This window comes from Pontibacillus salicampi, from assembly GCF_042434395.1.
GTDB classification, from domain to species: Bacteria; Bacillota; Bacilli; order Bacillales; family BH030062; genus Pontibacillus; species Pontibacillus salicampi.
Window position 1 is genome coordinate 90,248 of record NZ_JBHLTP010000013.1, and the last position, 15,447, is coordinate 105,694.

At 41.5% G+C, this 15,447-nt stretch carries 15 protein-coding genes and 1 pseudogene; 15 read left to right on the forward strand and 1 reads right to left on the reverse strand.

Annotation, left to right across the window (positions count from 1 at the left end; genetic code table 11):
• The first annotated feature begins 3 nt into the window (after window positions 1-3).
• From phnG to ACFFGV_RS16150, 15 genes are all read left to right on the forward strand, one after another.
• A complete protein-coding gene (gene phnG, locus ACFFGV_RS16080) occupies window positions 4-444 on the forward strand; it encodes a phosphonate C-P lyase system protein PhnG (RefSeq protein WP_377349944.1) in 441 nt (146 codons plus the stop codon).
• Window positions 428-1,042 (forward strand): phosphonate C-P lyase system protein PhnH, encoded by a 615-nt coding sequence (gene phnH, locus ACFFGV_RS16085; RefSeq protein WP_377349946.1) that lies wholly within the window; start codon window positions 428-430, stop codon window positions 1,040-1,042. The genes phnG and phnH overlap by 17 nt, the downstream gene beginning before the upstream one ends.
• Before the next feature lie 6 nt (window positions 1,043-1,048).
• Window positions 1,049-2,173 (forward strand): carbon-phosphorus lyase complex subunit PhnI, encoded by a 1,125-nt coding sequence (locus tag ACFFGV_RS16090; RefSeq protein ID WP_377349949.1) that lies wholly within the window; start codon window positions 1,049-1,051, stop codon window positions 2,171-2,173.
• Window positions 2,157-3,029: an alpha-D-ribose 1-methylphosphonate 5-phosphate C-P-lyase PhnJ gene (locus tag ACFFGV_RS16095; RefSeq protein WP_377349952.1), complete on the forward strand. Its 873-nt coding sequence runs from the start codon at window positions 2,157-2,159 to the stop codon at window positions 3,027-3,029. Before ACFFGV_RS16090 ends, ACFFGV_RS16095 begins: the two co-directional genes overlap by 17 nt.
• A complete protein-coding gene (locus ACFFGV_RS16100) occupies window positions 3,026-3,907 on the forward strand; it encodes an ATP-binding cassette domain-containing protein (RefSeq protein ID WP_377349955.1) in 882 nt (293 codons plus the stop codon). The genes ACFFGV_RS16095 and ACFFGV_RS16100 overlap by 4 nt, the downstream gene beginning before the upstream one ends.
• 45 nt (window positions 3,908-3,952) lie before the next feature.
• The gene (locus ACFFGV_RS16105; protein ID WP_377349958.1) at window positions 3,953-4,588 is read left to right on the forward strand and encodes a DapH/DapD/GlmU-related protein; all 636 of its coding nucleotides are present in this window, start codon (window positions 3,953-3,955) and stop codon (window positions 4,586-4,588) included.
• A 13-nt stretch (window positions 4,589-4,601) separates the two neighbouring features.
• Window positions 4,602-5,312: a phosphonate C-P lyase system protein PhnL gene (phnL, locus tag ACFFGV_RS16110; RefSeq protein ID WP_377349960.1), complete on the forward strand. Its 711-nt coding sequence runs from the start codon at window positions 4,602-4,604 to the stop codon at window positions 5,310-5,312.
• The gene (gene phnM, locus ACFFGV_RS16115; protein WP_377349962.1) at window positions 5,312-6,481 is read left to right on the forward strand and encodes a phosphonate metabolism protein PhnM; all 1,170 of its coding nucleotides are present in this window, start codon (window positions 5,312-5,314) and stop codon (window positions 6,479-6,481) included. The genes phnL and phnM overlap by 1 nt, the downstream gene beginning before the upstream one ends.
• A gap of 43 nt (window positions 6,482-6,524) precedes the next feature.
• Window positions 6,525-7,382 (forward strand): PHP domain-containing protein, encoded by an 858-nt coding sequence (locus ACFFGV_RS16120; protein WP_377349965.1) that lies wholly within the window; start codon window positions 6,525-6,527, stop codon window positions 7,380-7,382.
• Window positions 7,383-7,840: 458 nt separating this feature from the next.
• Complete coding sequence (locus ACFFGV_RS16125; protein ID WP_377349968.1) at window positions 7,841-8,845, forward strand: acyltransferase family protein; 1,005 nt, start codon at window positions 7,841-7,843, stop codon at window positions 8,843-8,845.
• Window positions 8,846-8,944: 99 nt separating this feature from the next.
• Window positions 8,945-9,607 (forward strand): type 1 glutamine amidotransferase domain-containing protein, encoded by a 663-nt coding sequence (locus ACFFGV_RS16130; RefSeq protein WP_377349971.1) that lies wholly within the window; start codon window positions 8,945-8,947, stop codon window positions 9,605-9,607.
• A gap of 887 nt (window positions 9,608-10,494) precedes the next feature.
• A complete protein-coding gene (locus ACFFGV_RS16135) occupies window positions 10,495-11,439 on the forward strand; it encodes a polyprenyl synthetase family protein (protein ID WP_377349974.1) in 945 nt (314 codons plus the stop codon).
• Window positions 11,440-11,513: 74 nt separating this feature from the next.
• The gene (comX, locus tag ACFFGV_RS16140; protein WP_377349977.1) at window positions 11,514-11,687 is read left to right on the forward strand and encodes a competence pheromone ComX; all 174 of its coding nucleotides are present in this window, start codon (window positions 11,514-11,516) and stop codon (window positions 11,685-11,687) included.
• Window positions 11,688-11,789: 102 nt separating this feature from the next.
• The gene (locus tag ACFFGV_RS16145; RefSeq protein ID WP_377349980.1) at window positions 11,790-14,126 is read left to right on the forward strand and encodes a sensor histidine kinase; all 2,337 of its coding nucleotides are present in this window, start codon (window positions 11,790-11,792) and stop codon (window positions 14,124-14,126) included.
• A 12-nt stretch (window positions 14,127-14,138) separates the two neighbouring features.
• The gene (locus ACFFGV_RS16150) at window positions 14,139-14,825 is read left to right on the forward strand and encodes a response regulator transcription factor (protein WP_377349983.1); all 687 of its coding nucleotides are present in this window, start codon (window positions 14,139-14,141) and stop codon (window positions 14,823-14,825) included.
• A gap of 454 nt (window positions 14,826-15,279) precedes the next feature.
• Here ACFFGV_RS16150 and ACFFGV_RS20890 read toward each other — a convergent pair.
• Window positions 15,280-15,395 (reverse strand): annotated as a pseudogene (locus ACFFGV_RS20890) (transposase); the annotation flags it as partial.
• Window positions 15,396-15,447: the final 52 nt, after the last annotated feature.

Sequence of the window (15,447 nt, forward strand, 5' to 3'; positions counted from 1 at the left end):
ATAATGAAGAAAAAGCAATTAACTAAAATATTGGTAGAAGGGTCTGAGGAGCTAGCTGCCTCTCTAGCGGACAAGATAGAACAATCCTATGAGGTGTCGTTGGATAAGCCCCCTCAAAAAAGTCTCGTTATGCTCAAAAATTTGGATTCTGTTTCTAATCAATCCTTTTATGCGGGAGAAGCACTAGTTACAGAATGTAATGTGACCGTAGAAGGAAGCATGGGTCTTGGTGTAATTATGGGAGAACAACCAGAGAAGGCGTATCATATAGCCGTTATTGATGCGGCATACAATGCAGCTTTGCCAGAAACTACTCCATTTACAGAAGCATTGTTATTGGAAGAAAAAGCGATTTACAGTCGTCATCACCAAGAAGCGGCCATGGCAGCTAGAACGAAAGTTAACTTCGATACAATGGAGGATTATGATGACCAAGATGACTAAAGCAGGCTTTGATAGTGTACATGATACCCAGCATATTTTTAGAGAATTAGTCGAGGCAACTAGCCGCCCAGGCACTATTGCTGAGCTCACATCTTATGTGGAGGGACTGTCTCCCTCAGTAACCTTTTCCAAGCCCATGATAGGGCTGGCTCTTACATTACTGGATCAGGAAGTAACCTTCCATGTACAGGCAGAGAATGTAAAGAGAATACAAGAATATATACATTGGCACACATTCAGCCAAGCAATGGAGGAATCAGAAGCTGATTATGTATTTGTTTCCATATTAGAATCTTCAAGGATTGCTTCGTTCATGAAACATCTGAAGCGCGGAACTCTTTATCAGCCTCACCAGAGTGCCACTCTGTTTATTCAGGTAAAGGACTTTAAGGACGGAGCAGATGCGGACAAGTTTATACTTTCAGGGCCAGGTATTAAAGATTCTACTTCCATAGTAGTAAACGGACTAGACGAAGAGTGGATAGATGCTCGCAATGAAGCGGTACAGGAATACCCACTAGGAATTGATGTGTGTCTTGTATCGGAACAGGGAGAACTCGTAGCACTTCCAAGAACAACAAAAATAGAAAGAGGGTGAAGAGGAATGGGTTATGTTGCAGTAACGGGTGGTCAGGAAGCAATAGAACAAGCTGACCAATTATCTAAATACTATCGAACCAATGATATCACTACACTACTAGATCCACATATGATTGAGAAGCAAATGCGACTGCTCATTGATCGTATTATGGGGGAAGGTGGATTATATGCTCCTGAGTATGCAGCAATCGCTTTAAAGCAAGCAGAAGGGGACCCTCTAGAAGCGACATTTCTTCTACGAGCCTATCGATCAACACTACCGCGTCATTTTTACTCCAAGCCGATGGATACGGCATCTATGCGAGTAATTCGTAGAATATCAGCTTCTTTTAAGGACATTCCCGGTGGACAGATGCTTGGCCCGACCAATGATTACACACATCGTTTGTTACAGTTTGGTCTTAGAAAGGAAGATGAAGAGGCTCTAAGCCAATTTGTGACCGACTATGGACTGATAGAGGAGGGGGATAACGTACAGATAACCTTCCCTAAAGTAGTCGATTTACTTAGAGAGCAAGGGCTCGTAGCCAACACGAAGGATAATATGGAAGAGGAAATCCCTTATGATATAACCCGCAAGAAACTGACCTTCCCAACCTCTCGCTCTGCAAGATTACAAACACTCGCTAGAGGAGAAACAGGGGCGATGACATCTCTAGCCTATAGTAGTATGCGAGGATTTGGTGTCATACATCCGACTGTAGGAGAGCTACGAGTTGGATACACGGAAGCACATATTCCATATCCTTTTGGTGACGATGAGGAGGATAGTATTTATATAGGGGAAGTCATGATGACAGAAGTAGAATCCATTAACTCCTTTGCAAACAACGAGGATGACGATGACGTCCAATTTGCTATCGGTTATGGGTTGACACTTGGTCAGAATGAAGTAAAAGGCATAGCCATGTCTGTACTGGATCGAAGCCTTGAAACAACAGGGGACGCTCCTGCCCATGATGAAGAATTCGTATTAACGCATATTGACAGTGTGGAGTCCTATGGGTTCGTATCACACTTAAAGCTGCCACATTATATTACATTCCAGTCCAAGCTCGATCGTATTCGTCAGGCGCAGCACAAACGAAAAGCTGAGGAAGGAGCAGAAACTAATGCCAAAACAACTTGACTTTACAATGGAAGAATACAATTTTGCCTTTCTTGACGAAGGGTCCAAAAGAGAAATTCGCCGATCCATTCTGAAGGGTATTTCCATTCCTGGTTATCAGGTGCCTTTTGCTTCAAGAGAATTACCGATTGGACGAGGATGGGGAACAGGAGGCTTACAGCTGACGTTGTCGCTTCTTGGTAAAGAGGATGTGCTTAAGGTAATTGACCAGGGTCATGATGATAGTGTGAATGCAGTAAGTATCCGCAAACTGGCTGAAACGAGCAGTGGCATTGAAACAACGGAGGATGCAGCAGAGGCATCTGTTATGCAGACGAGACACCGAATTCCGGAAGAATCACTTCGGTCCGATCAAATATTGGTGCTGCAAGTCCCTGAGCCAGAGCCTCTTCGGCGTGTGGAAGCTCGTGAAACGGAAACGGAGCGTCTTCATGGAGAAATGGAGTACAGCAGCATATGGGTGCGTCTATACGAGGACATTGTTCGTTGGGGTGAGATTACAATTGGAGCTGATTATCCTTGTATGGTACACCATCGTTATATTTTCAATCCAAGTCCGATTCCCCGCTATGACGTAACCAAGCTTCATCAAGCAGAGGGTCTGTATTTATTTGGGGCAGGGAGAGAGAAGAAAATATATGCGATTCCACCTTATACAGACGTGACACCGCTTCAGTTTGAGGATTATCGCTTTGAAGCAGAAGAATTTAACGGGGCCTCCTGCCGATTGTGCGGCAGCGATGATACCTTCTTGGATGAAATATATGACAGTAACAGCGGAGAGAAATACTTTCAGTGTTCAGATACCGGCTATTGCAACAAAATTCAGATGAAAAGGGAGGAGGAGAAGTCATGATACAAGCATCATTGGGATCTACTTTAACACAAGAGCAAACTAAGGGTTCTGCCTCGTCTCCTGTATTACAGGTTCGTAATTTAACGAAACGGTTTGGGGATGGATGCACTTTTTGTGAGAAAGAGGAGCTAGAGGAGAACTATTGCCCAAGATGCGGAAGTGTTCTGGCGTGCTCTAATGTTAGCTTCGATTTGGATAAGGGCGAGATTTTAGGCGTCGTAGGAGAAAGCGGCTCTGGAAAAAGTACAATGGTGAAGAGTCTGTATTTTGACCAGCAAGTTACCTCTGGCAGCGCGACAATCGCAAATTATAAGCAGGGAATGGCGAATATTTTTACAGAGTCTGCTCAACAGCAGCGGTATATTCGTAACTATGTGATGGGGATGGTGTATCAAAACCCGCATCTTGGCCTGAAAATGGATTATTCCAGTAGTGGAAATGTAGCCGAGAAGCTAATTGCAGCAGGTCATTTTCATGTTGGAAATATTCGGGAGCGGTCTGCTGAATTACTGGAAAAGGTAGAAATTCCCGTTTCGAGAATGGATGAGCTCCCCCGTAGGTTTAGTGGAGGCATGCAGCAGCGTGTTCAAATTTCTAAAGCTTTGGCTAATAACCCGCCTCTTCTTTTATTGGATGAAGTGACTACAGGGCTAGATTTATCCGTCCAAGCTAAAGTATTGGATTTAATTCGGAGTATTCAACGAGAGCTACAGGTGGCAATGGTTGTCGTATCCCACGATTTAGGGGTCATTCGCATGCTTGCAGATCGAACAATGGTGATGAAGCAGGGGAAGGTAGTGGAACAAGGTCTGACGGATCAAATATTAGAAGACCCACAGCACCCATACACTCAGTTGCTCGTTCATTCTCTCCTGTAACGGACAGGTTGCAGCAAGACGACTATGGAAGAAGGAAGGGTCATTATGTCAACAAAGAAGGAAGAACGTATTCTAAGCAGCGAACCATACATCGATGAGACAAGTGTAGTCACACATAGTGAGCTCGGAGAATGGGTTTCTATCGGAAGTCATTCTCTTATACAGGAATCTACTATTATGGATTATACCTATACTGATGGCGATGCTAATATCATATACGCTACTGTTGGAAAGTTTTGCTCCATTGCTTCTCATGTTCGTATTAACCCGTCAAATCACCCGATGTGGCGTGTTACCCAGCATCATATGACCTATCGGAGAAGGCAGTACCAGTTTGCGGCAACCGATGATGCTTCCATTTTTGATTGGAGGAAGGAGGATTCCGTTACGATCGGTCATGATGTGTGGATTGGGCATAACGCAATTGTAATGCCTGGAGTGACAGTCGGTAATGGAGCGGTCATTGGTTCAGGGGCAGTCGTTACCAAGGATGTAGAGCCCTATATGATTGTGGCAGGTGTTCCTGCGAAGCCTATCAAACGCCGTTTTTCAAAAGATATAGCTCAGCAACTAGAAGAGATCTCCTGGTGGGATTGGGACCGATCAACACTGGAGGAGCGATTTGATCAGCTTAATGATGTAGAACGTTTCGTGGAACGGTATGGAAAGAAGAATGGTTAAGGAGGGACGCTATATGCCAGAGCTACTGAAGATACAGAATCTGGAGAAATCATTTTATATGCATCATTTTGATAAGACTATTCAAGGCTGCAGTGGTGTTTCATTCACACTGAACCAAGGAGAGTTTATTGGTATTACAGGAAAAAGTGGTGCAGGCAAATCTACCATACTAAGAAGTGTGTACCGCACATATTTACCGACCGCTGGAAGCTTGATCTATCAATCTGACCAGTTTGGGGAAGTTGACTTGGCCACTGCATCCGAACGGGAAATTCTTGCTATTCGCCGTCACGAAATCGGTTATGTATCCCAGTTCTTAAAAGTTATGCCAAGAGTAACTGCCATTGAAGTAGTACAGAAAGCATTAGTGGAAATGCACTATACAAGAGAAGAAGCAAAGGAAGAAGCGAAAAAAATGCTTACTCACTTCCAGCTATCCCAGTCGTTATGGGATGCCTATCCGCAAACATTCAGTGGAGGGGAAAAGCTGCGCTTAAATCTCGCTCAGGCCATGGTTAAGAAGCCAAAGCTACTCCTATTGGATGAACCGACTGCCTCCTTGGATGCTGCAACGAAAGAGTCTGTAAAGGATATGATTGTCCAGCTGAAAGAGGAAGGAACGAGCATGCTTGGCATTTTTCATGATCTAGAATTTATGGAATCCGTAATTGATCAGCAATACAACATGAAACAAGGAATGATGGAAGAAGGGGTAGAGGCATAATGGGTTCATTACTTATTACAAACGGAAAAATCGTTACTCCAAATACGATAGTAGAAGGTAGCCTTGCAATCGAAAATGGACGGATTGCCTTTATCGGAGAAGTACCAGCGTATTTTCAAGCAGATCACACGATTGATGCAGAGGGAATGCATGTGACTCCAGGCATGATTGAAACACATTGTGATGCAATCGAGAAGGAAATGGAGCCTAGACCCAATACATTCTTCCCCCTTGATATGGCGATGAAGGAAATGGAAAGAAAGCTAGCAGGAAACGGCATTACGACAATCTATCATTCTATTTCTTTATCAGACGGTTCAGGGATTCGAGGGGACGAGCAGTCTATTAAACTCATGAACAATATTGATGAGCACAGAAGAAGCTCTCCTTCCATGGTACGCCATCGGATCCACCTTCGATATGAAGTAACCAATAGAAGAGCGCTGCCAACTATCCAGGCATTTATTGATGAAAAGAAAATGGATTTATTATCATTTATGGATCATTCTCCTGGGCAAGGGCAATTCAAATCAATGGACAGCTTTCACCATTTTACTAAAGCATTTTATAACATTACAGAAGAAGAAGCTCAGCGGATGACCGAGGAGGTACTAAAGCTCAAACAAAAAGTGGACTGGGATGAGCTTAAGCAAGTCGCTCAGGAAGCATATGCAAAAGGGATAAGCCTCGCTTCCCACGATGATGATACCGTGGAAAAAATCGATTATATGCTAAAGGACTTCCCGGTAAATATTAGTGAATTCCCCATTACTATGGAAGCAGCCAAACATGCCAAGGACCAAGGATTGTTTGTGAGTGTTGGTGCACCAAATATTGTGAGGGGCTTCTCCCACAGCGGTAATATGAGAGCGATAGACGCTATTATAGCAGGGAATGCAAACATGATCTGTTCAGATTATCATCCTTCGGCCCTTTTCCCAGCAGTGATAGAGGTTCATCGTCAAGGAATCCCTTTACCGGAGGCAATGAAGATGGTCAGCACTTATCCAGCAGAATCACTTGGTATTGCATCTGACCGAGGAAGTATTGAAGTAGGGAAACAAGCTGATGTCTTACTTATAGATTTAAACGATACGTACCCAGCTGTACGTCAAACGATTGTAAATGGAAATATCGTCTATCAATCTCAACTGTCTATGATGGGATAATCCATAAAGGTAACTAGTGATCGGGAGATTGGAGTGAACATATATGATTGATTTACATTGCCACACAAGCACATCTGACAACACCATGTCGATTAGCGAGGTTATTTACCACGCTAAAGAGAACGGAATAACACATCTTGCTATTACTGACCATGACACTACTGCTGGACTTGCGGAAGCAGAACAGATTGGAATAGAAGCGGGAGTAACCATTATCGCTGGTATTGAGATATCTGCATATGACTATAAAAGGGATAAACGAGCTCATATACTAGGCTACCACGTATCCGCAGATAACGAGGAACTCTATCATCTTTGCAATCCTATGGTAAAGAAGCGCCATTTCGCCTCCTATGAAATGGTTCAGAAAATAGCCAAGGCAGGCTACGATGTTTCTTGGGAAGAGGTGCAGGCTTATGCTAAGCATTCGACGAGTGTATATAAGCAGCACATTATGCATGCTTTAATGGACAAAGGCTATACGGATCGTATTTATGGACCGCTATACAAGACGTTATTTGCGAAAGGAACAGCTGAGACGGAGGAGGGGCTAGCCTATACTCCTATTGATTATTTAGATGCTATTGATGCAATACGGACTATTAACGATATTGGTGGTATTGCGGTCTTGGCTCACCCTGCTCAGTTTGATAACTATGAAGCGGTAGAAGAGTGGACCAAACATGGACTGAAAGGGATCGAGGTGTACCATCCTGATCATGATGAAGGTCTAGAAGCAAAGACCAAACAGTATGCAAAAACGTATGGATTAATTCAAACGGGAGGTTCTGATTTTCACGGTGGCTATGGACCATCTGAACGATTCCCACTTGGCAGTAAAAACCCAGGCCTGCAAGCTGTTGAAGCATTAAGTAAGCATATGTCCTTTCCTGCCAAATAAAAAAATAGGTTTAAAAAAGCAAGAAAGAGTGTAAATTCAGTAGGGGTTTATGCTCTTTTTTTATCGCTATGGAATGAAGGAGAAGTCTTGATAAGGTAGACTACGGATAATGGGGAGGCCGCTTGTGCTTACTAACATTCCTTGCTCATTCTCTCAATAGGTTCCATACAGTGAAAAAGCATCTCATTTGAATTCGTATAATATGAGCCTATCTACATATCGATGGAACAGCTTGTTTTTGGGATAATATGGATGCGCATGCATCCATTTTCTGTTTCCTATTGTATCTGGTGAATAGTATGGTTGGAATTTGTCATCCCTATATATTCTAAGAGACTCTATAAAGTATTTATATTACATATACCTTGCTGAACATTTACAAATACATGACAACCTTCCTTAAACAACTCCTTCAATCGAAAGGTATAAGGAAAGTAGAGGAGAAAGGACTGAAGCTGATGGAACGAAATGCTTATTTTGATAATGCAAGATGGATCTTAATGTTTTTCGTTGTATTCGGTCATACTATTCAACCATTTACAGAAGAGAATCATATTATAGATGTTACCTATCATTGGATTTACACCTTTCACATGCCAGCGTTTATATTTGTAGCTGGATTTTTTGCTAAGGGAAATCTAACTAAAGAATATGTCCTTCATTTAATGAAGAAGTTGCTGCTCCCCTATGCAGCTTTCCAGGTATTATATACAGTGTATTATTTCTTAATTGGTAAAGAGGACTGGCTTCATCTTCCGTTTGAGCCACATTGGGCGCTTTGGTTTTTAGTTAGTCTATTTTGTTGGCATTTACTGCTGTATTGGTATAAACGTCTGCCTAAATATATGGCGTTATTTATTGCTGTACAGCTTGGTATTATTGTAGGGTACATGGACCCTATTGGTCACATGTTCAGTTTATCTAGAACTTTCGTGTTCTTTCCGTTTTTTCTATTAGGATATTGGTTTAGTCAGAAAGAAATTCAATGGCTCACGCAATGGAGAGTGAAGGGGATAGGACTAATAGTAATGGCCACTACAGCCTTTCTATTGGTGATTACTCCTAACTTCTCCATAGATTGGTTCTTATCCTCCAAATCGTATGCAACCATGGAGATGTCTGAATGGGGAGGCATGGCTCGATTAGGAGTCTACACCATAAGTGCTATTATGATGTTTAGTGTGCTTTCCTGGATTCCATCTAAGGAATATCGCTGGAGTAAGTATGGAACAAGAACGTTGTATGTGTATCTGCTCCATGGATTATTCATCCATGTATTCAGAGAATATGAGTTATTTTCCGTCAACTCCTTTTTAGATGGGGCCATGCTGGCTGTTTTATCTATCCTAATTACATGGATATTATCCAGTCATAAAGTCGCATTACTAAGCAAACCACTTATTGAAATGTATAAATATATTCCAGTTCGGAAAAGACAGCATACGAACAGCTATAACGTATAAGAGGGAAGTACCACCTCCACTCTAAAGGTTTAAGATTTTCTAATTTGTGATATTAAACCTTTGAAAGCGATATGCGTGAAAAAAAGGAGTGTGTCTCGTATGGCAGACAAGTTATTAATGATAGTGACAAATGCTGGCTGGCTAGATGAGGATCATAAAACTGGTTTATGGCTTTCTGAGTTTGCAGAACCATATATGGAATTTACTCAAGCAGGGTACGATGTAACCGTTGCAAGTGTTGCAGGAGGTGAGATTCCTATTGACCCCAACAGTATCTCGGGAGAAGAACCGGAAGAATGGGAAGGAGTTATGGAGCCTCTAAAAGATACACAATCACTTGAAACAGTGGATCCTGCTCAGTATGTAGGAGTCTTTCTTCCAGGTGGACATGGTACGATGGTAGACTTTCCAAATAATAGAACAATGAAACGAGTATTAGAACCATTTGTAGCGGAAGATAAAGTTATAGGGTCCGTCTGTCATGGACCTGCAGGATTTGTTGGGATAAACGATAAGGATGGGAATGCCTTCGTAGATGGTAAGCGCATGACGTCGTTTACAAACGAAGAGGAAAAAGATACTGAACTTGATGGTAAGGTTCCATTCCTGTTGGAAACACGGTTAACAGAGCTTGGTGCCACTTTCTTAGCAGAGCCAAATTATACGGTTCATGTAGAGGCGGATGGTAACCTCGTTACTGGCCAGAATCCACAGTCAAGCCTTGATACAGCTCGTAAATTCTTGCAAAAGCTAAAAGCATAAACAACGTTCTGCATGATGCAAGACGAACAGATGGAGAACTAGGAGGAACTGGAATACAAGCCCGCCATAATGGTGTTCGGCTAGCTTGTTCGCTAGTTCCTCTTTTTTTCATGGAGTTAGTGTGGTGCTCCTGTCTATTATGAAATAGTAATGAAGCCTCCAATACCGTTCATTATATATACATTGTGCTAAAAGCATTGGATGAAATCTTTTGCTTTTTTATTTTGTTCTATTAACGCCCGATGTTGATAGTAGGTTAATCGATATGGAAGGCTGTATTACGAGTTAATTTCATTGGAGTATGCCGACGGAAATATCTAAACATGTACTGTAAAGGTCGTTTTCTATCAACAATTTTTTAGAATAAATCCTTACTATTTGCCGCGAGTGTCATGCTTCATCCTTTTACACATTCCAAATTAATCCTACTATTATGTCAGAAATGTTAACAAAGCTTATACTTTTGTAGGAACCAATGACTACACTATTAAATAATAGAAGGATTCTAAGTTTCGGTAAACGCTTCCAGATGATGATTGGTAAACCTTTATGCTTATAAATATTAAATCTCTGTAAATTTCGACATTTTCATCGACATATTTCCCTAATCTTGACAGGACTTTGGTTCCGGAGAGAAAGTAAAAAAACAGATAATAGTTTTAGTTTGGAGGAAATATATGGATGAGTATAGCCCTTTCGAGGTGTGCTCTCGTTAATCTCTTCCTTAAGGAGAAAAGGATAAGTATTACTTTAATACCTATTCGCCATATTTGGATTGTGATAACCTTATCTTGAAAATAGAAACCACAGAAAAACAACAGGAATAAAACTCCCCTTCCTCTATAGGAACCGTATAAATATCCACAGCGTGAGAAGGGAAGTGGCATATGATACAGGAAATAGAACACCTGAACCATGCGATTGCTGATAAAATCCTTCAAACCATACAAGATAGGTGGTATGACGCGGATTTAGTTGAAAAAGCACAAACTTGCATACATGCAAAGTACCAAGAGGGTTTTTCCTTTGCTGTGCTTACTCGCACCCATTTTTATATGTTTGGTGGAGAAGAGAAGGATGAGTGTATTGAACCGTGTGCTGCCATCGAGTGTATGATTCTAGCATTAGACATATTCGATGATCTACAGGATCAGGATAGAGAGGATAAGCCATGGTGTCAGATGTCTTACCCGATAGCTATGAATATTGCTACCGGCTTATTGATGATGAGTTTAGACATTTTGGATAATACATCCTTTCCTGCATCGCACAAGCAAACAGCGCATCAATATTTGTATCACCAAGTCATTCGTGCTGTGCAAGGCCAGCATCAGGATTTGTCTGAATCATTAGAAACGGAAGAAGCTTATCGAACCATGCTGCGGAATAAGTCAGGCTCTCTCATGGCTTGTGCTTGTTTGATTGGTACAAGTTTAGCTACTACATCAAAATCAGTACACAATGAAGTTAGAGCGTATGCAGAGGACTTTGGTATAGCTGCTCAGCTTGCTAATGATCTGGAAGATGTGCTGCGTTGGGATAACAAAAACGACGTATTATATGGCAAGAAATCGTTCCCGGTTTTACTGCTGTTAAGGCAGGAGGGAGAAGAAAGTCATATGCTGCGATCCTACTATCGAGGTGAGCTATCTCTTTCTCGATTATTAGAGCAGAAACACCACTTGTTTCATTGGATGCAGCACTCATCCGCACTTAAATACGTACAGGTAGTAAAGCGCCTCTATCAACGACAATCTCTCCAAGGGTTAAAGCAAACATCTGGTCTGGAAATTTGGAAACAGCAGATCATACACATGATGGAGTCCCTTTAGATTTTCTGAACCAAGGCCTATAAAGCAAAGAAAGCATACTTAATGATGCTAACCAATTAAAGGAGGAATTCTGTATGTTACAACAAGTCGTTGAAAAATTTATGAATAATCCGGAGCTTTTGGAAAAATTCCAGCAAGGTCAAATCAGTGTAGTAGGGATTTCTGAAACAGAAGCAGCGGCACTTAATGATGCATTCAGTGAATCAACACAAGAGGATCGCTCCCGCGGCATGTGTTATTGGAAGTAACGTGAACAGAATACCTTTACATTAAATAGCCAGACGGTGTCTGGCTATTTTTTGCCTTAACGATTCTCTTTAATATGGAAAGACTGTAGAAAGGGATGTACCATGACAGATTTACAAAAACGAAGAATAGTCGTCTCTACTATCACAGTAGTAGTGCTAGTGCTTGGTTTCTTTCTTGCCTATACCACTATGAATAAATCCTTCACCGGTATTAACGCAGAGAAGCAGGAGGACGTATGGGTCATAACTAATATTGATGAAATGGGGTGGGCGTGGCACCAAAATATAGAAGTCGGGGATCATATTCTCTCCATAAATGGAAAGAGACCAGGTGTTCATAAGCCTATGAAGCGCTATGGAGTCATTGGTTCGCTGGATGAACTGGTTCTACAGCGCAATGGGATTGAGGTTACGTATGAACCGGAAAAGAAGTTTTATTCCAAGACCATTGTCTATCATAATATTCTTCCCTTTGTAGTGTTCTTAATCCTGTTCAGCTTTTCTATTATTCTATATAGAAAAAAGAAAGAGGACAAAGCGGCTGTATTATTAATAGCCTTTCTATTGGCAGTTGGCTTTGGATATTTAAGTGCTGCTGCCTCCGCCCGAACGGAAATGCTAGCTCGAATCATAAATGGTATTTCCTTATTAATGATTCCTGTTCTATTAATGCACTATTATCATGCCTACTTCTCTAAATACAATATACTATTATTTCCGAAAAAGCTGTTAGCCCTCTTATATAGCTTGAACATGGTTGTAGTTTTAATGGATACGGTGTACATCTATCTTCCTGTCAGTGGATTTTATGCTATTATTCGTCATACCCAGTTAGCTGTATTTTCTATGGAGGTACTAGGGTGTCTCAGCATATTGCTATATTACTATTTTCGTTATAAAGGGACGGTACATAAGCCCGTTTTCCAAAACACGATATTTGCCATTATTGTTTCCTTTGTGCCATTTATTCTTTTTACTGCTATTCCGAGTACATTGTTAGGTATTAATATTCTTCCAGCCTCGGTTACGGCATCCTGTTTAATTTTCTTACCGATATTCTTTTTATATCAAGTGTTAACCAATAGTCTTTTTGATGTCGATTTTATTAATAGCCGTCTGCGATACTATTCCTTTATATCCTTTATATTAACCTCCATCATAATAGGCATGCTGGTTATCATGACATCGTTTACGATTTTACAATGGATTCGCATTTCCATTATTTTATATATTGCTATCATTGCTTTTTTCTATATGGAAGAGCGCTTGAACCTAAGAAGGAGATTATTTGGAGAGAATTTCAATTTCCAAATAAGTCTTGATCAATTTTCAAATGATATATCTAAGATGTTAAAGCGGGAAGAGCTGGATGATCGTTTGATCCAGGAAGTACGAACGGTGCTTCCTGTTAATGGTGTTGCTTTATTAGAATGTCAAAAAGGCCACAGCAGGGTCCACATGATAAAGGGCGACCAAATGTATCCTGAGCATTCATTGAGTAAGTTATGTAGTGAATATGGTGCGTTTATGCGGCCGCGTAAATCTTTTCAGCTGGACAAGGGCCGTTGCTACGTTATTAGTGAAATGCGTAATTCTCTCCACATTTTATGGGTGGATCAGAAGATGAATCATACTCCGTTTAATAAAGACGAGCGTCGTTGGCTTAAAACGTTGGTCCATTACACAAGTATCGTATATGAGAACTTTCAGTTAATGGAGAATGTGACAGAGGAACTGAAGGAATCCATGTATAACAACGCAGAAACACCGAGCTGGATGACACGGTTATTATTTAACCTTTCCGAAAAAGAGAGAGCTCGGCTAGCTTCTGATCTTCATGACGAGGCCTTGCAGGAACAGCTCGTATGGTATAGGAGAGTGGAGGGCTTGCTAGAAAAGGACACATTACCGGAAGATGTCCATGGCGATTTGGCAGAGGTTAAAGAAGGATTATTAGACGTTGTTACACAAATTCGAGAAACATGTACGTTCTTACGTCCACCGTTCCTGAAAGAGTCAGGGATCGTGGAAGCATTAAGCTATCTGATTGATCATTACCGATTAAGGTGTGATTTTTTAATAGAGTTAGATGCAACTCAATTCCATTTAGAGCTAGATCACGAGCATGCGTTGACATTGTATCGCATTGTACAAGAATTATTAAATAATGCAACGAAGCATTCCAAGGCTACTAGAATTGAATTTGACTTGAAGAACGAAGGCGATATGGTGATTTTAAACTATAAGGATGATGGCATTGGGGTTCCAGAATCTGAATGGAGTAAAAAGCATACCGATAGTATGGGGCTTGCTGGTATAAGACAACGGGTTAAAAGCCTAGAGGGAGATGTAGAATTCTATTCTCCTGAAGAGGGAGGCTTCGAAATTGCCGTGGTGTTACAAGAAAGTACACAAAAAAATTTTTTTCAAGTCATGTAGGTGGTGCAGATAATGATACGTATCTTATTAATTGATGATCATCCCTCTGTGGGGGAGGGGACTAAATTAATGCTGGAAAAGGAAGCAGATATGGAGGTGACGGTTGCTCATTCTGCAGGCAGTGCTATTCACATATTAGAAGAGCAACGATTTGAGCTTATCTTGTGTGACCTGCGTATGCCCGGAATGAATGGAATAGAATTAATTAAGAAAGTACGGTCTCTTGGCTACAATGAGCCGGTCGTTATTTATTCTGGTTATGAGGTGGGACCACATTTCAATGCTCTCATTGAAGCAGGTGTTTCCGGCTTCATAAGTAAAACAGAGCCACGGGAGCAGCTTATTGTCTATATCCGCTGTGTGTTAGAAGGGAAGGTGATTTTACCTTTATCCTTGTTTAAGCAATTACGACGAGTAGATGTACAGGTGGGCGAGGCTTCCACGCAAGATGCTAAACAGCAGCAGAGCAATCCAGTTGAGTCGATAGAGGTATCTATCACTCCTAAGGAGCAGGAAATCCTGCAGGAAGTAGCAAAAGGGAAAAGCAATAAGGAAATTGCGAGCATTTTCTACCAAAGTCAGCGTACTATTGAGTACAATCTCACTGAAATCTTCCGTAAACTGCAAGTGAAATCACGTGCCGAAGCAGTATTAAAGTCCAAAAAGTGGGGAATTATTACCGAAGAAGTAGGAGAATGAACCGACTTTCTTCCTATTATATATGGCTTCATTTAACGATTAACGTTGTTTTTATATGGTCTAGATAACGGGGGTCTCGCATATAAGGGCTATACAACCATACTCAAATGAAAGTCAGGACCGCTATTGTAATAGCGGTCCTCAGCTTGTAGAGAAACCCCCTCGTTTCCTACAAGCTTTTTTCATGTATGCGGGCTGGCAAATACCACTCGCTTTCCGCGGACGAACGCCCGAGCCTCCTCGTGAAACCCACACTCGGGGGTCTCGGATCGCCCGTTTTTCCGCAGGAGTCTCCTGGTATTTGCCAGCNATTGATAGGTGAAGGGTAATCTTCTTCATGTTCTGACAGGCAGCTGTCCGTAACGCCGGGTCGCGCACATTTTCTTTTCCGCGCAGGCGACAATAACGCAGCCTTATAGTGTCGATACCCGTCACGGTCAGTCGTGCTGTAAAGACCATTGTCTTCGGAATAGTAAGATCGCACTTTTTCTGGAATGAAGAGAAGTCTATGTACCGATCGATTTTACGGAGGAGATGGTCTTCAGGAACAAGCTCTTCAATCGTGACCATTTCTATTTAATTGTGACGCTCTTTTTTGGATTGAAACATCGAATCACCTTTC